Here is an 18627-nt window from a genome sequence, read left to right as displayed (position 1 = left end):
CCTCCTTCACTTGACTTTGACTATATTTGACTTTAACTTTACTATAAGTGGTTTTTGATTTTTTTTCAACTAATTGCTCTTCATTGCTTTATTATTTCCACTTTTAACCCTCATAAAACCTTAATTGCATACAAAAAAAGACCAGCTTATCTAAGCTGGTCTTTCGCTTGCTTGGCGGCGTCCTACTCTCACAGGGGGAGACCCCCAACTACCATCGGCGCTGAAGAGCTTAACTTCCGTGTTCGGCATGGGAACGGGTGTGACCTCTTCGCTATCGCCACCAAACCTATTTGAGAGGTGTTCTCTCAAAACTAGATAACGGGTAAAGACCATTCACAAATATTTAGGTTAAGTCCTCGATCGATTAGTATCTGTCAGCTCCATGTGTCGCCACACTTCCACCTCAGACCTATCAACCTGATCATCTTTCAGGGATCTTACTTCCTTGCGGAATGGGAAATCTCATCTTGAGGGGGGCTTCATGCTTAGATGCTTTCAGCACTTATCCCGTCCGCACATAGCTACCCAGCGATGCCCTTGGCAGAACAACTGGTACACCAGCGGTGCGTCCATCCCGGTCCTCTCGTACTAAGGACAGCTCCTCTCAAATTTCCTGCGCCCGCGACGGATAGGGACCGAACTGTCTCACGACGTTCTGAACCCAGCTCGCGTACCGCTTTAATGGGCGAACAGCCCAACCCTTGGGACCGACTACAGCCCCAGGATGCGATGAGCCGACATCGAGGTGCCAAACCTCCCCGTCGATGTGGACTCTTGGGGGAGATAAGCCTGTTATCCCCGGGGTAGCTTTTATCCGTTGAGCGATGGCCCTTCCATGCGGAACCACCGGATCACTAAGCCCGACTTTCGTCCCTGCTCGACTTGTAGGTCTCGCAGTCAAGCTCCCTTGTGCCTTTACACTCTGCGAATGATTTCCAACCATTCTGAGGGAACCTTTGGGCGCCTCCGTTACCTTTTAGGAGGCGACCGCCCCAGTCAAACTGCCCACCTGACACTGTCTCCCTGCCCGATAAGGGCAGCGGGTTAGAAGGTCAATACAGCCAGGGTAGTATCCCACCGATGCCTCCACCGAAGCTGGCGCTCCGGTTTCCAAGGCTCCTACCTATCCTGTACAAGCTGTACCAACATTCAATATCAGGCTGCAGTAAAGCTCCACGGGGTCTTTCCGTCCTGTCGCGGGTAACCTGCATCTTCACAGGTACTATAATTTCACCGAGTCTCTCGTTGAGACAGTGCCCAGATCGTTGCGCCTTTCGTGCGGGTCGGAACTTACCCGACAAGGAATTTCGCTACCTTAGGACCGTTATAGTTACGGCCGCCGTTTACTGGGGCTTCAATTCGCACCTTCGCATACGCTAAGCGCTCCTCTTAACCTTCCAGCACCGGGCAGGCGTCAGCCCCTATACTTCGCCTTACGGCTTCGCAGAGACCTGTGTTTTTGCTAAACAGTCGCCTGGGCCTATTCACTGCGGCTCTCTCGGGCTTGCACCCTAACAGAGCACCCCTTCTCCCGAAGTTACGGGGTCATTTTGCCGAGTTCCTTAACGAGAGTTCTCTCGATCACCTTAGGATTCTCTCCTCGCCTACCTGTGTCGGTTTGCGGTACGGGCACCTCTCACCTCGCTAGAGGCTTTTCTTGGCAGTGTGGAATCAGGAACTTCGCTACTATATTTCACTCGCCATCACAGCTCAGCCTTATATGGGAAACGGATTTGCCTATTTCCCAGCCTAACTGCTTGGACGCGGATATCCAATACCGCGCTTACCCTATCCTCCTGCGTCCCCCCATTGCTCAAATGGTGAGGAGGTGGTACAGGAATATCAACCTGTTATCCATCGCCTACGCCTTTCGGCCTCGGCTTAGGTCCCGACTAACCCTGAGCGGACGAGCCTTCCTCAGGAAACCTTAGGCATTCGGTGGAGGGGATTCTCACCCCTCTTTCGCTACTCATACCGGCATTCTCACTTCTAAGCGCTCCACGAGTCCTTCCGGTCTCGCTTCACAGCCCTTAGAACGCTCTCCTACCACTGTTCGCAAGAACAGTCCGCAGCTTCGGTGATACGTTTAGCCCCGGTACATTTTCGGCGCAGAGTCACTCGACCAGTGAGCTATTACGCACTCTTTAAATGGTGGCTGCTTCTAAGCCAACATCCTGGTTGTCTAAGCAACTCCACATCCTTTTCCACTTAACGTATACTTTGGGACCTTAGCTGGCGGTCTGGGCTGTTTCCCTTTCGACTACGGATCTTATCACTCGCAGTCTGACTCCCAAGGATAAGTCTTTGGCATTCGGAGTTTGACTGAATTCGGTAACCCGGTAGGGGCCCCTAGTCCAATCAGTGCTCTACCTCCAAGACTCTTACCTTGAGGCTAGCCCTAAAGCTATTTCGGAGAGAACCAGCTATCTCCAGGTTCGATTGGCATTTCACCCCTACCCACACCTCATCCCCGCACTTTTCAACGTGCGTGGGTTCGGGCCTCCATTCAGTGTTACCTGAACTTCACCCTGGACATGGGTAGATCACCTGGTTTCGGGTCTACGACCACGTACTCATGCGCCCTATTCAGACTCGCTTTCGCTGCGGCTCCGTCTTTTCAAACTTAACCTTGCACGGGATCGTAACTCGCCGGTTCATTCTACAAAAGGCACGCCATCACCCGTTAACGGGCTCTGACTACTTGTAGGCACACGGTTTCAGGATCTCTTTCACTCCCCTTCCGGGGTGCTTTTCACCTTTCCCTCACGGTACTGGTTCACTATCGGTCACTAGGGAGTATTTAGCCTTGGGAGATGGTCCTCCCGGATTCCGACGGAATTTCACGTGTTCCGCCGTACTCAGGATCCACTCAGGAGAGAACGAAGTTTTGACTACAGGGCTGTTACCTCCTATGGCGGGCCTTTCCAGACCTCTTCATCTACCCCGTTCTTTTGTAACTCCGTATAGAGTGTCCTACAACCCCAAGAGGCAAGCCTCTTGGTTTGGGCTGTTCCCGTTTCGCTCGCCGCTACTCAGGGAATCGCATTTGCTTTCTCTTCCTCCGGGTACTTAGATGTTTCAGTTCCCCGGGTCTGCCTTCTCATACCCTATGAATTCAGATATGGATACTGCTCCATTACGAGCAGTGGGTTTCCCCATTCGGAAATCTCCGGATCAAAGCTTGCTTACAGCTCCCCGAAGCATATCGGTGTTCGTCCCGTCCTTCATCGGCTCCTAGTGCCAAGGCATCCACCGTGCGCCCTTTCTAACTTAACCGTTAAAAAGAATCACTACGTGATATCTTGCATTACAATTGAATGTGAATGTCTACTTTCGTTATCTAGTTTTCAAAGAACACGTTTTGAAGGAATGATCCTTCAAAACTAAACAAGATCCAAACGCACCTGTCTATAAGACCGCGAGGTCTTATATTCCGTATAATATCCTTAGAAAGGAGGTGATCCAGCCGCACCTTCCGATACGGCTACCTTGTTACGACTTCACCCCAATCATCTGTCCCACCTTCGGCGGCTGGCTCCAAAAGGTTACCTCACCGACTTCGGGTGTTACAAACTCTCGTGGTGTGACGGGCGGTGTGTACAAGGCCCGGGAACGTATTCACCGCGGCATGCTGATCCGCGATTACTAGCGATTCCAGCTTCACGCAGTCGAGTTGCAGACTGCGATCCGAACTGAGAGCAGATTTGTGGGATTGGCTTAGCCTCGCGGCTTCGCTGCCCTTTGTTCTGCCCATTGTAGCACGTGTGTAGCCCAGGTCATAAGGGGCATGATGATTTGACGTCATCCCCACCTTCCTCCGGTTTGTCACCGGCAGTCACCTTAGAGTGCCCAACTGAATGCTGGCAACTAAGATCAAGGGTTGCGCTCGTTGCGGGACTTAACCCAACATCTCACGACACGAGCTGACGACAACCATGCACCACCTGTCACTCTGCCCCCGAAGGGGAAGCCCTATCTCTAGGGGTGTCAGAGGATGTCAAGACCTGGTAAGGTTCTTCGCGTTGCTTCGAATTAAACCACATGCTCCACCGCTTGTGCGGGCCCCCGTCAATTCCTTTGAGTTTCAGTCTTGCGACCGTACTCCCCAGGCGGAGTGCTTAATGCGTTTGCTGCAGCACTAAAGGGCGGAAACCCTCTAACACTTAGCACTCATCGTTTACGGCGTGGACTACCAGGGTATCTAATCCTGTTCGCTCCCCACGCTTTCGCGCCTCAGCGTCAGTTACAGACCAGAGAGTCGCCTTCGCCACTGGTGTTCCTCCACATCTCTACGCATTTCACCGCTACACGTGGAATTCCACTCTCCTCTTCTGCACTCAAGTTCCCCAGTTTCCAATGACCCTCCCCGGTTGAGCCGGGGGCTTTCACATCAGACTTAAGAAACCGCCTGCGCGCGCTTTACGCCCAATAATTCCGGACAACGCTTGCCACCTACGTATTACCGCGGCTGCTGGCACGTAGTTAGCCGTGGCTTTCTGGTTAGGTACCGTCAAGGTACCGCCCTGTTCGAACGGTACTTGTTCTTCCCTAACAACAGAGTTTTACGATCCGAAAACCTTCATCACTCACGCGGCGTTGCTCCGTCAGACTTTCGTCCATTGCGGAAGATTCCCTACTGCTGCCTCCCGTAGGAGTCTGGGCCGTGTCTCAGTCCCAGTGTGGCCGATCACCCTCTCAGGTCGGCTACGCATCGTCGCCTTGGTGAGCCGTTACCTCACCAACTAGCTAATGCGCCGCGGGTCCATCTGTAAGTGGTAGCTAAAAGCCACCTTTTATAATTGAACCATGCGGTTCAATCAAGCATCCGGTATTAGCCCCGGTTTCCCGGAGTTATCCCAGTCTTACAGGCAGGTTACCCACGTGTTACTCACCCGTCCGCCGCTAACCTAAGGGAGCAAGCTCCCGTCGGTTCGCTCGACTTGCATGTATTAGGCACGCCGCCAGCGTTCGTCCTGAGCCAGGATCAAACTCTCCATGAAGTTTGATAATGACTACGCACATATTCATGCGCGATTTATTTAATGAATTAACAGGTACGTTTTGTCTTGTTTAGTTTTCAAAGATCATTATTTAAAGCAACTCTATTACTATATCACTTATATAATGAATAGTCAAGTGCTTTATTAAAAATAAATGGTGGAGCCTAGCGGGATCGAACCGCTGACCTCCTGCGTGCAAAGCAGGCGCTCTCCCAGCTGAGCTAAGGCCCCGAAGAATGGTCGGGAAGACAGGATTCGAACCTGCGACCCCATGGTCCCAAACCATGTGCTCTACCAAGCTGAGCTACTTCCCGTTACACATAATGGCGCGCCCGAGAGGAGTCGAACCCCTAACCTTTTGATCCGTAGTCAAACGCTCTATCCAATTGAGCTACGGGCGCATATGTCAATGCCGAGGGCCGGACTTGAACCGGCACGGTAGTCACCTACCGCAGGATTTTAAGTCCTGTGTGTCTGCCAATTCCACCACCCCGGCGTGGATGGTTGGAGCGGAAGACGGGATTCGAACCCGCGACCCCCACCTTGGCAAGGTGGTGTTCTACCACTGAACTACTTCCGCAAACTAAATTTTATAATGCGGGTGAAGGGACTCGAACCCCCACGCCGTAAAGACACTAGATCCTAAGTCTAGCGCGTCTGCCAATTCCGCCACACCCGCATAAAAATGGTGAGCCATGAAGGACTCGAACCTTCGACCCTCTGATTAAAAGTCAGATGCTCTACCAACTGAGCTAATGGCTCTTTAAAAGAGACTTTAATATAATATCATATAAAAATGGTGCCGGCAAGAGGACTTGAACCCCCAACCTACTGATTACAAGTCAGTTGCTCTACCAATTGAGCTACACCGGCTTATTATAAAAATATAATGGTGGAGGATGACGGGATCGAACCGCCGACCCTCTGCTTGTAAGGCAGATGCTCTCCCAGCTGAGCTAATCCTCCATTTGCACTTGCGTGCAACAGCTTGGCGGCGTCCTACTCTCACAGGGGGAGACCCCCAACTACCATCGGCGCTGAAGAGCTTAACTTCCGTGTTCGGCATGGGAACGGGTGTGACCTCTTCGCTATCGCCACCAAACCTATTTGAGAGGTGTTCTCTCAAAACTAGATAACGGGTAAAGACCATTCACAAATATTTAGGTTAAGTCCTCGATCGATTAGTATCTGTCAGCTCCATGTGTCGCCACACTTCCACCTCAGACCTATCAACCTGATCATCTTTCAGGGATCTTACTTCCTTATAGGAATGGGAAATCTCATCTTGAGGGGGGCTTCATGCTTAGATGCTTTCAGCACTTATCCCGTCCGCACATAGCTACCCAGCGATGCCCTTGGCAGAACAACTGGTACACCAGCGGTGCGTCCATCCCGGTCCTCTCGTACTAAGGACAGCTCCTCTCAAATTTCCTGCGCCCGCGACGGATAGGGACCGAACTGTCTCACGACGTTCTGAACCCAGCTCGCGTACCGCTTTAATGGGCGAACAGCCCAACCCTTGGGACCGACTACAGCCCCAGGATGCGATGAGCCGACATCGAGGTGCCAAACCTCCCCGTCGATGTGGACTCTTGGGGGAGATAAGCCTGTTATCCCCGGGGTAGCTTTTATCCGTTGAGCGATGGCCCTTCCATGCGGAACCACCGGATCACTAAGCCCGACTTTCGTCCCTGCTCGACTTGTAGGTCTCGCAGTCAAGCTCCCTTGTGCCTTTACACTCTGCGAATGATTTCCAACCATTCTGAGGGAACCTTTGGGCGCCTCCGTTACCTTTTAGGAGGCGACCGCCCCAGTCAAACTGCCCACCTGACACTGTCTCCCTGCCCGATAAGGGCAGCGGGTTAGAAGGTCAATACAGCCAGGGTAGTATCCCACCGATGCCTCCACCGAAGCTGGCGCTCCGGTTTCCAAGGCTCCTACCTATCCTGTACAAGCTGTACCAACATTCAATATCAGGCTGCAGTAAAGCTCCACGGGGTCTTTCCGTCCTGTCGCGGGTAACCTGCATCTTCACAGGTACTATAATTTCACCGAGTCTCTCGTTGAGACAGTGCCCAGATCGTTGCGCCTTTCGTGCGGGTCGGAACTTACCCGACAAGGAATTTCGCTACCTTAGGACCGTTATAGTTACGGCCGCCGTTTACTGGGGCTTCAATTCGCACCTTCGCATACGCTAAGCGCTCCTCTTAACCTTCCAGCACCGGGCAGGCGTCAGCCCCTATACTTCGCCTTACGGCTTCGCAGAGACCTGTGTTTTTGCTAAACAGTCGCCTGGGCCTATTCACTGCGGCTCTCTCGGGCTTGCACCCTAACAGAGCACCCCTTCTCCCGAAGTTACGGGGTCATTTTGCCGAGTTCCTTAACGAGAGTTCTCTCGATCACCTTAGGATTCTCTCCTCGCCTACCTGTGTCGGTTTGCGGTACGGGCACCTCTCACCTCGCTAGAGGCTTTTCTTGGCAGTGTGGAATCAGGAACTTCGCTACTATATTTCACTCGCCATCACAGCTCAGCCTTATATGGGAAACGGATTTGCCTATTTCCCAGCCTAACTGCTTGGACGCGGATATCCAATACCGCGCTTACCCTATCCTCCTGCGTCCCCCCATTGCTCAAATGGTGAGGAGGTGGTACAGGAATATCAACCTGTTATCCATCGCCTACGCCTTTCGGCCTCGGCTTAGGTCCCGACTAACCCTGAGCGGACGAGCCTTCCTCAGGAAACCTTAGGCATTCGGTGGAGGGGATTCTCACCCCTCTTTCGCTACTCATACCGGCATTCTCACTTCTAAGCGCTCCACGAGTCCTTCCGGTCTCGCTTCACAGCCCTTAGAACGCTCTCCTACCACTGTTCGCAAGAACAGTCCGCAGCTTCGGTGATACGTTTAGCCCCGGTACATTTTCGGCGCAGAGTCACTCGACCAGTGAGCTATTACGCACTCTTTAAATGGTGGCTGCTTCTAAGCCAACATCCTGGTTGTCTAAGCAACTCCACATCCTTTTCCACTTAACGTATACTTTGGGACCTTAGCTGGCGGTCTGGGCTGTTTCCCTTTCGACTACGGATCTTATCACTCGCAGTCTGACTCCCAAGGATAAGTCTTTGGCATTCGGAGTTTGACTGAATTCGGTAACCCGGTAGGGGCCCCTAGTCCAATCAGTGCTCTACCTCCAAGACTCTTACCTTGAGGCTAGCCCTAAAGCTATTTCGGAGAGAACCAGCTATCTCCAGGTTCGATTGGCATTTCACCCCTACCCACACCTCATCCCCGCACTTTTCAACGTGCGTGGGTTCGGGCCTCCATTCAGTGTTACCTGAACTTCACCCTGGACATGGGTAGATCACCTGGTTTCGGGTCTACGACCACGTACTCATGCGCCCTATTCAGACTCGCTTTCGCTGCGGCTCCGTCTTTTCAAACTTAACCTTGCACGGGATCGTAACTCGCCGGTTCATTCTACAAAAGGCACGCCATCACCCGTTAACGGGCTCTGACTACTTGTAGGCACACGGTTTCAGGATCTCTTTCACTCCCCTTCCGGGGTGCTTTTCACCTTTCCCTCACGGTACTGGTTCACTATCGGTCACTAGGGAGTATTTAGCCTTGGGAGATGGTCCTCCCGGATTCCGACGGAATTTCACGTGTTCCGCCGTACTCAGGATCCACTCAGGAGAGAACGAAGTTTTGACTACAGGGCTGTTACCTCCTATGGCGGGCCTTTCCAGACCTCTTCATCTACCCCGTTCTTTTGTAACTCCGTATAGAGTGTCCTACAACCCCAAGAGGCAAGCCTCTTGGTTTGGGCTGTTCCCGTTTCGCTCGCCGCTACTCAGGGAATCGCATTTGCTTTCTCTTCCTCCGGGTACTTAGATGTTTCAGTTCCCCGGGTCTGCCTTCTCATATCCTATGAATTCAGATATGGATACTGCTCCATTACGAGCAGTGGGTTTCCCCATTCGGAAATCTCCGGATCAAAGCTTGCTTACAGCTCCCCGAAGCATATCGGTGTTCGTCCCGTCCTTCATCGGCTCCTAGTGCCAAGGCATCCACCGTGCGCCCTTTCTAACTTAACCGTTAAAAAGAATCACTACGTGATATCTTGCATTACAATTGAATGTGAATGTCTACTTTCGTTATCTAGTTTTCAAAGAACACGTTTTGAAGGAATGATCCTTCAAAACTAAACAAGATCCAAACGCACCTGTCTATAAGACCGCGAGGTCTTATATTCCGTATAATATCCTTAGAAAGGAGGTGATCCAGCCGCACCTTCCGATACGGCTACCTTGTTACGACTTCACCCCAATCATCTGTCCCACCTTCGGCGGCTGGCTCCAAAAGGTTACCTCACCGACTTCGGGTGTTACAAACTCTCGTGGTGTGACGGGCGGTGTGTACAAGGCCCGGGAACGTATTCACCGCGGCATGCTGATCCGCGATTACTAGCGATTCCAGCTTCACGCAGTCGAGTTGCAGACTGCGATCCGAACTGAGAACAGATTTGTGGGATTGGCTTAGCCTCGCGGCTTCGCTGCCCTTTGTTCTGCCCATTGTAGCACGTGTGTAGCCCAGGTCATAAGGGGCATGATGATTTGACGTCATCCCCACCTTCCTCCGGTTTGTCACCGGCAGTCACCTTAGAGTGCCCAACTGAATGCTGGCAACTAAGATCAAGGGTTGCGCTCGTTGCGGGACTTAACCCAACATCTCACGACACGAGCTGACGACAACCATGCACCACCTGTCACTCTGCCCCCGAAGGGGAAGCCCTATCTCTAGGGGTGTCAGAGGATGTCAAGACCTGGTAAGGTTCTTCGCGTTGCTTCGAATTAAACCACATGCTCCACCGCTTGTGCGGGCCCCCGTCAATTCCTTTGAGTTTCAGTCTTGCGACCGTACTCCCCAGGCGGAGTGCTTAATGCGTTTGCTGCAGCACTAAAGGGCGGAAACCCTCTAACACTTAGCACTCATCGTTTACGGCGTGGACTACCAGGGTATCTAATCCTGTTCGCTCCCCACGCTTTCGCGCCTCAGCGTCAGTTACAGACCAGAGAGTCGCCTTCGCCACTGGTGTTCCTCCACATCTCTACGCATTTCACCGCTACACGTGGAATTCCACTCTCCTCTTCTGCACTCAAGTTCCCCAGTTTCCAATGACCCTCCCCGGTTGAGCCGGGGGCTTTCACATCAGACTTAAGAAACCGCCTGCGCGCGCTTTACGCCCAATAATTCCGGACAACGCTTGCCACCTACGTATTACCGCGGCTGCTGGCACGTAGTTAGCCGTGGCTTTCTGGTTAGGTACCGTCAAGGTACCGCCCTGTTCGAACGGTACTTGTTCTTCCCTAACAACAGAGTTTTACGATCCGAAAACCTTCATCACTCACGCGGCGTTGCTCCGTCAGACTTTCGTCCATTGCGGAAGATTCCCTACTGCTGCCTCCCGTAGGAGTCTGGGCCGTGTCTCAGTCCCAGTGTGGCCGATCACCCTCTCAGGTCGGCTACGCATCGTCGCCTTGGTGAGCCGTTACCTCACCAACTAGCTAATGCGCCGCGGGTCCATCTGTAAGTGGTAGCTAAAAGCCACCTTTTATAATTGAACCATGCGGTTCAATCAAGCATCCGGTATTAGCCCCGGTTTCCCGGAGTTATCCCAGTCTTACAGGCAGGTTACCCACGTGTTACTCACCCGTCCGCCGCTAACCTAAGGGAGCAAGCTCCCGTCGGTTCGCTCGACTTGCATGTATTAGGCACGCCGCCAGCGTTCGTCCTGAGCCAGGATCAAACTCTCCATGAAGTTTGATAATGACTACGTACATATTCATGCACGATTTATAAATGAATTAACAGGTACGTTTTGTCTTGTTTAGTTTTCAAAGATCATTGTTAAAGCGACTTTTATATTATATCCATTACTCAATATAAAGTCAAGAACTTTTTTTAAGTTCTTTTTTGTTTCATTGCCTGTTTAGCGGCAACGAATAATAATATACCACCGTATTTACGATTGCGCAATACTTTTTTAGAAAAAAATAAAAATCAATTTAAATTCAGCCGGAACCGCTATAATAGCGCCTCCGACTGAAAGGTCTTTAACGATGCCTCATTTGTGGAAATAATAAAACATCCCTGATTGAAGGTGAATTCGTCAAAAGCATAATAAGTCTGTCAATACCGATACCTAAACCGCCAGTAGGAGGCATTCCGTACTCTAATGCTTCGACAAAGTCCTCATCCATCATATGAGCTTCGTCATTTCCTTCTTCACGTTCTTTTAATTGCGCCTCAAAGCGCTCTTTTTGATCAATCGGGTCATTTAGTTCAGTAAATGCATTCGCGTGCTCACGACCCACGATAAACAGCTCAAAACGGTCTGTAAAACGAGGGTCTTCAGGATTCTTCTTAGCAAGCGGTGAAATTTCTACCGGATGTCCATATATAAAGGTTGGCTGGATCAATGTCTCTTCTACTTTTTGTTCAAAGAACTCATTGATGATATGTCCCACTGACATATTTTCAGTAATTTCAACCCCATGTTCTTTAGCATAAGCTTTCGCTTCATCTACAGATACTTCTTTCCAGAAGTCTACGCCAGTCAATTCCTTAACGGCATCAACCATGTGAAGCCTTTTCCATTCAGGTTTGAGTTCGACCTGATGCTCTCCATACTGAACCGTCGTTGTGCCAAGCACCTCTTCAGCAATGTGAGCGATCAGATTCTCTGTTAATCTCATGATATCTTTATAGTCGGCATAAGCTTCATAAAGTTCAATCATCGTAAACTCGGGGTTATGACGGGTAGAAACCCCTTCATTACGGAATACGCGCCCGATTTCATAAACCTTTTCCAATCCGCCGACAATCAGCCTTTTCAAATGAAGCTCAATTGCGATTCTCATATAAAGAGGCATATCCAGCGCATTATGATGAGTAATGAACGGACGTGCGGATGCGCCTCCAGGGATCGAGTGCATCATAGGTGTTTCAACCTCTAAATACCCATGGTTATTCAGGTATCTTCTCATGGATTGAATGATTTTGCTGCGCGTAATAAATGTATTTTTGCTGTCCGGATTCACGATCAAATCTAAGTACCGCTGGCGATAGCGCTGCTCAATGTCTTTTAATCCGTGATATTTATCCGGAAGAGGGCGAAGAGCCTTCGTTAAAAGATCAAAGGATGTCGCTTTTACAGACAGTTCGCCTACATTCGTTTTGAACATAACGCCTGTGACGCCGACGATATCGCCTAAGTCAGAGCTTTTAAATAGCTCATACTGCTCTTCACCAACGCTGTCTTTTCTTACGTAAATCTGAATTTGGCCTTGCAGGTCTTGAATATGAGCGAATCCCGCTTTTCCTTTACCGCGTTTTGTCATCATCCGTCCTGCAATGGTGACCTCAATCGCTTTTTCTTCTAATTCTTCTTTTGAAAACTTATCGTATAAGCCAATAAGTTCAGCTGATTGATGAGAGCGGTCAAAACGCTGACCAAACGGGTCTTTTCCGCTTTCCCTCATTTGATTCATTTTTTCCCGTCTGACTTGCAGTTGGTCGTTTAACTCTTCATGGTTATGCTCTTCATGACTCATCAGTATCACTCCGTTACTTTTATTCTTTCAGGAAAAAAGCAGAAAAACTGCCAGTTAAAACTGGCAGTGAGCAGAGGTCGGATTTATCCCACTTTTGCATCCTGAAGCTCTTTTGCCTCGGCTTCAATCGTAAACGCATCTAGCAGCTGAACAAGTTCATCTCTTGTTTCACAATTGTTGATTTCGTTCCGGACCTTTGCGTTTCCTCTTATGCCTTTTAAATACCAGGCTGCATGCTTTCTCATCTCGCGAACAGCAACATGTTCTCCTTTGAGTTTGATTAAACGGTCAAGGTGAAGCTTGCAGACAGTTATCTTTTCCCGTACTTTAGGTTCATCTTTCAACTCGCCGGTTTCAAGATAATGAACCGTACGGTAAATCATCCAAGGATTCCCCAAAGCGGCGCGGCCGATCATGACGCCGTCCACTCCTGTTTCATCAAGCATGCGCTTTGCATCTTGAGGGGTTTTCACGTCTCCATTGCCGATGACAGGTATTGAAACAGACTGCTTTACTTCTTTGATAATATCCCAGTTCGCTGTTCCTTCATACATTTGTACACGGGTCCGTCCATGGAGAGCCACCGCTTTTCCGCCTGCGCGTTCTACTGCTCTCGCATTTTCCACCGCATAGATGTGGTCTTCATCCCAGCCCATTCTCATTTTAACGGTAACAGGCTTATCAACGGAATCCACCACGGCAGAAACCATTTCGTAAATTTTATTCGGATCCAGAAGCCACTTGGCTCCCGCATCGCATTTTGTGATTTTTGGCACCGGACATCCCATGTTTATATCAATAATATCAGCAGTTGTGTTTTGGTCAACAAATTTTGCAGCTTCGACCAGCGTCTCTTTTTCACCGCCGAAGATTTGCAGGCTGAGCGGCTTTTCGCGCTCATCGATGTACAGCATTCCCATCGTTTTTGCGTTGTTGTAAAGGATTGCCTTGTCACTGACCATTTCGGCGCATACGAGGCCCGCTCCGAACTCTTTAACGGTCAAGCGGAAAGCGGAGTTGCACACTCCGGCCATCGGCGCCAGCACAACTCTGTTTTTCAATTCAATATCACCGATTTTAAACATTTTTCGTCCTCCTTTCTTATTCTTCTGATGGAGATAGTTCCTCCACTGTTATATTTAAAGTATTGGCTACATCCCTGAGCATGCTTTCCGACGGCATACGGTTTCCCCGTTCAACTTCGCCAAGCACAGAAACGGATATACCCAGCGCTTTTGCAAACCCTTCTTGAGTATAACCTTTCAGTTTTCTGAACGCACGAATTCGTCTACCCCAGATCTCTGCTTCCATATCCTTACACCTTCCCGATTTATTGCATGATCACAAGATCCCTCATAGTCCGGATAAATCTCCAGTAGCGGGACGAGTACAAACATACGTTCATGCATTCTCGGATGGGGAACTGTGAGTTGCTCTGTCTCAATATTTTCACGATTATAAAGCAAAATGTCAAGGTCTGCCGTTCTCGGCCCCCATCTGATATCGCGTGTCCGGCCGAGCTCATTTTCAATGTGCTGGGTCAAATCAAGCAATTCAAACGGAGTAAGAGACGTCTTGACCTCAGCGGCCATGTTTAAAAACGCATCCTGATCTGTGTAACCGACAGGGTCTGTTTCATAGATGGAGGAAATATCGGTAACCGCCACAGACGGATGCTGATGAAGGAGAGCGACCGCTTTTTTTAAAAATTCTTCCCGCGGACCGATATTGGAGCCAAGCGCGATATATGCCGTATGCTTCATTTCCGCTTTCTCGTCATTTCTATGGCAACGGATTTATAATGGCCGGGAATCGGCGGATCAGGCTTTATCACTTTGACGGTGCATTCCTGAACCGTTTGAAATCGCTTGAGCACTTTAGCGGCTATCGTTTCCGCAAGGGTTTCGACAAGGTTGACCGGCTCTCCTTCGACAACCTCTTTGCAAAGCTTATACAGCTCGGCATAGTTAATCGTCGCATCAATGTCATCGGTTTTTCCCGCTTCACTCAAATCAAGATGCGCCGTCAAATCGACGCGGAATCGCTGACCGAGTTTGTTTTCTTCTTTGAAAACGCCATGATACCCGTAAAACTCCATCCCTTCAACATACACTTTATCGATGATAAGCGCCTCCTTTATCAATCATGGCATCCATCATTTTCGCCATTCTCGAGATTTGCTTGACATCATGCACCCTGACAATGTCGCATCCTTTTTGAATACCTAGACATACCGTCGCCCCCGTGCCTTCTGCCCGCTCCTCAGGCGGCAGATCCAACACACGGCCGATGAATGTTTTGCGTGAAGTCCCTAATAAAACCGGATATCCAAGATCACAGAATGCCTCAAGCTGATTCATGACTGCGAGGTTGTCCTTGTATGTTTTTGCAAATCCGATCCCGGGATCAATGATAATATGATGATCCGGCACACCGGCTGCTTTTGCGATGCTTATGCATTCCCCCAAATCAGCCATCATATCCGGTATCAAATCTGTATAATTCCGCTCATGGCGGTTGTGCATTAAAACAATCGGCACATCATGGGAAGCTGCAACCGGCGCCATTTCCGGATCGGCCTTTGCCCCCCAGACATCATTGATAATGGAAGCCCCGGCTTTAACGGCTTCGTCGGCGACTTGCGCCTTGTATGTGTCAATAGAAATCGGCACATCGATTTCCTGAACAAGCTTTTCAATCACCGGTATAACCCTTGTGAGCTCTTCATCAGCAGAAACTTTGCCGGCGCCGGGCCTTGTTGATTCCCCGCCGATATCGAGGATATGCGCGCCGTCTTCTATCATTTGTTTCGCATGTATCACGGCGCGATCGATGCTGTTGTATTTCCCTCCGTCTGAAAATGAATCCGGAGTCACATTTAAAATTCCCATAATCAATGTTTTATCTTCATATGACAATGTGTGGTGTTTTGCTATCAACCGTTTTGAACGGGCCAATGTTTGCGGCGCCATATCCTTCACCCTTTAGATCAATAATAGTCTTTGTTGCGTTGTCTATCGTTAGTGTATACCTCTTGCAGACTTTTTGTCAGGCTTCCATCCTTTCCCGGAAACAGGGCATTGCCGATTTTCCGGAAAGGGACGATTTCCTGAACGGAATTGGTCATCCAGGCTTCATCCGCACGAAGCAGATGTTCCAAAGGGTATTCCCCCTGCCTGACTTCAACACCCATTTTGGGAAAACGTTCTATGATATAACGCCTTGTGACCCCGTCTAAAATTCCAGTCTTGAGTGAAGGTGTATACACACATCCGTCCTTCGTCCAAAAAACGTTGGAAATGATTCCTTCAGCTACAGCTCCGCCGTCCGTAAGAAAAATCCCTTCTTTCTGCGGATCATTTCCCACTTCTCTTTTTCCGTACAAATTATTTAAAAAATGATGTGATTTCAGGCGAAGCGGACCCTCAGGCGTGTTTCGCCTGACTTGTAATACGACCCCTTCTTTTTCAGCCGGTATTGAAGAAGGATCGAAAGCATTCATGGTCACCATGACGCCGGGCTGTTTGTAAGAGTCGGCAGAAAGCCCAGATGCAGAGGGGCCTGCAGATATATTAAGACGAACACGAGCATGTCCGTTTGGCGGCTGATTCAGCTTCAAAAGCTCGTCAAGCACTTCCAGAATATCATCCTTCGTCAGCGAAATGTCGATTTTCAGCTCGCTGACCGCCCTCTCCAGCCTTTCCATATGCCATTCAAAGAGGAAAGGTTTCCCCTCATAAAGGCGGAATGTTTCAAAAACGCCGATTCCGTATAGAAAACCGTGGTCAAAAGGAGAAAGTCTCGCTTCCCCCTCCTCCAAGTATTGACCGTTCAGGTATATGATCATGCGTTCACTTTCTTTCGGTAAGTCTCAATAAAATTCTTTAGCATTTCTTTTCCAAAGGAGGTCATGATGGACTCTGGATGGAACTGAACGCCTTCAATCGGCAACTCTTTATGCCTGATGGCCATAATCTCGCCTTCTTTTGTCCAGGCGGATGTGATGAAGCAGTCAGGCAGCGTTTCCGGCTTTACAATCAGCGAATGGTATCTGGTCGCGGTCAGCGGATTTTCAAGATCCTTAAATACGGTCAACCCGTCATGGGAAATCTCGGATGTCTTTCCGTGCATTAAGCGCTCCGCCCTCACTACCTCACCGCCGAACACCTGGGCGATCGACTGGTGTCCGAGACAAACTCCGAAAATCGGTATCTTTCCGGCAAACGACCGGATGGCTTCAAGGCTGATTCCCGCTTCATCCGGGCTGCACGGCCCCGGCGAAATCATCAAAAAGTCAGGGGACATCTCTTCTATTTCCGCAATCGTGATCTCATCATTCCGCTTTACCATCAATTCTTCACCAAGCTCACCTAAATACTGAACCAAATTGTAAGTAAACGAATCATAGTTATCGATCATTAAAATCATATCTCAGCTCTCCTCTGCTCTTTTTTCTCTTCTTCGCTCAACTGCAGCGCCTTTTTCATCGCAGCGGCCTTCTTACACGATTCTTTGTATTCATGCTTAGGATTGGAATCAATGACGATGCCCGCTCCTGATTGCATGAATGCATGGCCTGCTTTGGCATAGATCGTTCGGATGACAATATTAAAATGCATATCCTGATTATATCCGAACCACCCTATAGAACCAGTATAAAGCCCGCGCCTCGTCGGCTCAAGCTCCTCGATAATTTCCATCGTTCTCACCTTTGGCGCCCCGGTGATCGTCCCTCCCGGAAATACGGCATGGATCACATCCACGGCGTCGCACTCTTCTTTTATTTCTCCGCACACATTTGAAACAATGTGCATGACGTGAGAGTATTTTTCAATCACCATGAATTCATTGACGCTTACAGTGCCATATTTCGAGACCCTTCCAAGGTCATTTCGCTCCAGATCAACAAGCATGACATGCTCCGCACGTTCTTTCTCATTCATGATCAGCTCGTTTGCAAGCGATTGATCCTCTGCTTCGTCTGTTCCCCGGGATCTTGTCCCGGCGATCGGCCTCGTTTCAAGGAGGTTTCCTTTTTTCTTGATCAGCAGTTCCGGTGATCCGCAAATCACTTGAAAATCGGGCGTTTCCAAATAAGCCATGTAAGGCGACGGATTGACCTTCCTTAACATTTTATAGACGTCAAAAGGCGGTGCCGACAGCCGCTCCGACTGCCGCAGAGAAAGGTTAACCTGAAACACATCGCCGCTTGCAATATATTGTTTGATTTTTTCCACCGCTTGGGTAAAGCCGGCTTCAGTAAAAGAAGAAGCGAATGATGCACCTTTATTTTCAGCGGCTTTTTCACGCTTTGCGGCTCCGCTCTCTTCCGATGTCCACATCGTTTCAAGCATATCAAGCATCTCTTCCGCTTTTGAGGGCTCATTTTCCTCGGTATGGGTAATCACCCACAGCTTCTCTTCCGCATGATCATAAACAGCCAAATCATCGAACACGAGAAAGAATAAATCAGGCGTTTGCAGATCATCGATAGACAGGAGCTTAAACTTTTCAATATAGCGGGCATAGTCATAGCTTAAAAAACCGACAGCCCCTCCCTGAAAATCGGGAAAATCTGCAACCGTCTCCGTTTTTAGCGTTTGAAACCACTTTGTAAACTGCAAAAACGGATCTCCCTCTTTGAAAATGATGTCCCCTTTATATTGGATCGTCGTGATTCCATCCTTTCCTTTCGCTATGGCCACAGGATCAAGTCCGGCGATGCTGTATTCGCCGCCTCTGGCGCTTTCCAGCAAAACATGGTGCTCTTTGCCTTTTGAAAGAAATTCATACCGTTTTACAAATCGTTCCTTAGAGAAAGGAAATGTTCTAGCTACAGGCCTTCGTTGTCTCATCTCATCATTCCTCTGCCGTTTTTCTACTGTCCTTATTGTAATGCAAATCTTTTTTCTTGGAAAAGAGAAATTATTTTCCAATCGCAAAAAGCCCGTGAGTTTTACTCAGAGGGGCGCAGTTGGGTCAACTAAAAAAGGGCCGTCGGCATTGCCGATAGC

At 49.5% G+C, this 18627-nt stretch carries 9 protein-coding genes, 9 tRNA genes and 6 rRNA genes; all 24 read right to left on the bottom strand.

What is annotated here, in order from left to right; all coding sequences use genetic code 11:
- Positions 1-169: 169 nt before the first annotated feature.
- Positions 170-285: ribosomal RNA gene (rrf, locus tag R5H20_RS00585) — 5S ribosomal RNA — on the bottom strand.
- A 59-nt stretch (positions 286-344) separates the two neighbouring features.
- Positions 345-3276 (bottom strand): 23S ribosomal RNA (locus tag R5H20_RS00580).
- Between the two features lie 174 nt (positions 3277-3450).
- Positions 3451-5000, bottom strand: a 16S ribosomal RNA gene (locus R5H20_RS00575).
- 155 nt (positions 5001-5155) lie between these two features.
- Positions 5156-5231: transfer RNA gene (locus R5H20_RS00570), tRNA-Ala, on the bottom strand.
- Between the two features lie 6 nt (positions 5232-5237).
- A tRNA-Pro gene (locus R5H20_RS00565) sits at positions 5238-5314 on the bottom strand.
- A gap of 10 nt (positions 5315-5324) precedes the next feature.
- Positions 5325-5401, bottom strand: a tRNA-Arg gene (locus R5H20_RS00560).
- Positions 5402-5410: 9 nt separating this feature from the next.
- Positions 5411-5496 (bottom strand) — tRNA-Leu (locus R5H20_RS00555).
- A 9-nt stretch (positions 5497-5505) separates the two neighbouring features.
- A tRNA-Gly gene (locus R5H20_RS00550) sits at positions 5506-5580 on the bottom strand.
- A 16-nt stretch (positions 5581-5596) separates the two neighbouring features.
- Positions 5597-5679 (bottom strand) — tRNA-Leu (locus R5H20_RS00545).
- 7 nt (positions 5680-5686) lie between these two features.
- A tRNA-Lys gene (locus R5H20_RS00540) sits at positions 5687-5762 on the bottom strand.
- 35 nt (positions 5763-5797) lie between these two features.
- Positions 5798-5873 (bottom strand) — tRNA-Thr (locus tag R5H20_RS00535).
- A 17-nt stretch (positions 5874-5890) separates the two neighbouring features.
- A tRNA-Val gene (locus tag R5H20_RS00530) sits at positions 5891-5966 on the bottom strand.
- A 20-nt stretch (positions 5967-5986) separates the two neighbouring features.
- Positions 5987-6102, bottom strand: a 5S ribosomal RNA gene (gene rrf / locus R5H20_RS00525).
- 59 nt (positions 6103-6161) lie between these two features.
- A 23S ribosomal RNA gene (locus R5H20_RS00520) occupies positions 6162-9094 on the bottom strand.
- A gap of 174 nt (positions 9095-9268) precedes the next feature.
- Positions 9269-10818: ribosomal RNA gene (locus R5H20_RS00515) — 16S ribosomal RNA — on the bottom strand.
- Together the 16S, 23S and 5S rRNA genes with 9 tRNA genes alongside form the textbook arrangement of a ribosomal RNA operon.
- Positions 10819-11113: 295 nt before the next feature.
- Entirely contained in the window at positions 11114-12613 is a 1500-nt protein-coding gene (gene lysS, locus R5H20_RS00510; protein WP_006640423.1) for a lysine--tRNA ligase, read from the bottom strand.
- Between the two features lie 83 nt (positions 12614-12696).
- Positions 12697-13698 carry a tRNA dihydrouridine synthase DusB gene (dusB, locus tag R5H20_RS00505; protein WP_006640422.1) on the bottom strand — a complete coding sequence of 334 codons (1002 nt, stop codon included), beginning with the start codon at positions 13696-13698 and terminating at the stop codon, positions 12697-12699.
- Positions 13699-13714: 16 nt separating this feature from the next.
- On the bottom strand, positions 13715-13924 hold the full coding sequence (locus R5H20_RS00500; RefSeq protein WP_006640421.1) for a helix-turn-helix domain-containing protein: 210 nt from the start codon (positions 13922-13924) through the stop codon (positions 13715-13717).
- Entirely contained in the window at positions 13876-14376 is a 501-nt protein-coding gene (gene folK / locus R5H20_RS00495; protein WP_006640420.1) for a 2-amino-4-hydroxy-6-hydroxymethyldihydropteridine diphosphokinase, read from the bottom strand. The genes R5H20_RS00500 and folK overlap by 49 nt, the downstream gene beginning before the upstream one ends.
- On the bottom strand, positions 14373-14735 hold the full coding sequence (gene folB / locus R5H20_RS00490) for a dihydroneopterin aldolase (protein WP_029418747.1): 363 nt from the start codon (positions 14733-14735) through the stop codon (positions 14373-14375). The genes folK and folB overlap by 4 nt, the downstream gene beginning before the upstream one ends.
- Positions 14728-15585, bottom strand: coding sequence for a dihydropteroate synthase (gene folP, locus R5H20_RS00485; protein WP_006640418.1), 858 nt, complete (start codon positions 15583-15585; stop codon positions 14728-14730). The genes folB and folP overlap by 8 nt, the downstream gene beginning before the upstream one ends.
- Before the next feature lie 17 nt (positions 15586-15602).
- Positions 15603-16460: an aminodeoxychorismate lyase gene (gene pabC / locus R5H20_RS00480; protein ID WP_006640417.1), complete on the bottom strand. Its 858-nt coding sequence runs from the start codon at positions 16458-16460 to the stop codon at positions 15603-15605.
- Positions 16457-17041 carry an aminodeoxychorismate/anthranilate synthase component II gene (gene pabA, locus R5H20_RS00475; protein ID WP_006640416.1) on the bottom strand — a complete coding sequence of 195 codons (585 nt, stop codon included), beginning with the start codon at positions 17039-17041 and terminating at the stop codon, positions 16457-16459. The genes pabC and pabA overlap by 4 nt, the downstream gene beginning before the upstream one ends.
- On the bottom strand, positions 17038-18468 hold the full coding sequence (locus R5H20_RS00470; protein ID WP_006640415.1) for an anthranilate synthase component I family protein: 1431 nt from the start codon (positions 18466-18468) through the stop codon (positions 17038-17040). Before R5H20_RS00470 ends, pabA begins: the two co-directional genes overlap by 4 nt.
- Positions 18469-18627 lie beyond the last annotated feature (159 nt).

This window comes from Bacillus sp. KICET-3 (genome assembly GCF_033261025.1).
Taxonomy (GTDB): domain Bacteria; phylum Bacillota; class Bacilli; order Bacillales; family Bacillaceae; genus Bacillus; species Bacillus sonorensis.
The sequence above is the reverse complement of the archived record's forward strand: the minus strand, read 5'-3'. Positions and strand labels throughout refer to the sequence as shown.

Excerpts from the sequence above, each read along its gene's own strand:
- lysS (WP_006640423.1), bottom strand. The coding sequence starts at position 12,613 with ATGAGTCATGAAGAGCATAACCATGAAGAGTTAAACGACCAACTGCAA.
- dusB (WP_006640422.1), bottom strand. The coding sequence starts at position 13,698 with ATGTTTAAAATCGGTGATATTGAATTGAAAAACAGAGTTGTGCTGGCG.
- R5H20_RS00500 (WP_006640421.1), bottom strand. The coding sequence starts at position 13,924 with ATGGAAGCAGAGATCTGGGGTAGACGAATTCGTGCGTTCAGAAAACTG.
- folK (WP_006640420.1), bottom strand. The coding sequence starts at position 14,376 with ATGAAGCATACGGCATATATCGCGCTTGGCTCCAATATCGGTCCGCGG.
- folP (WP_006640418.1), bottom strand. The coding sequence starts at position 15,585 with ATGGCGCCGCAAACATTGGCCCGTTCAAAACGGTTGATAGCAAAACAC.
- pabC (WP_006640417.1), bottom strand. The coding sequence starts at position 16,460 with ATGATCATATACCTGAACGGTCAATACTTGGAGGAGGGGGAAGCGAGA.
- pabA (WP_006640416.1), bottom strand. The coding sequence starts at position 17,041 with ATGATTTTAATGATCGATAACTATGATTCGTTTACTTACAATTTGGTT.
- R5H20_RS00470 (WP_006640415.1), bottom strand. The coding sequence starts at position 18,468 with ATGAGACAACGAAGGCCTGTAGCTAGAACATTTCCTTTCTCTAAGGAA.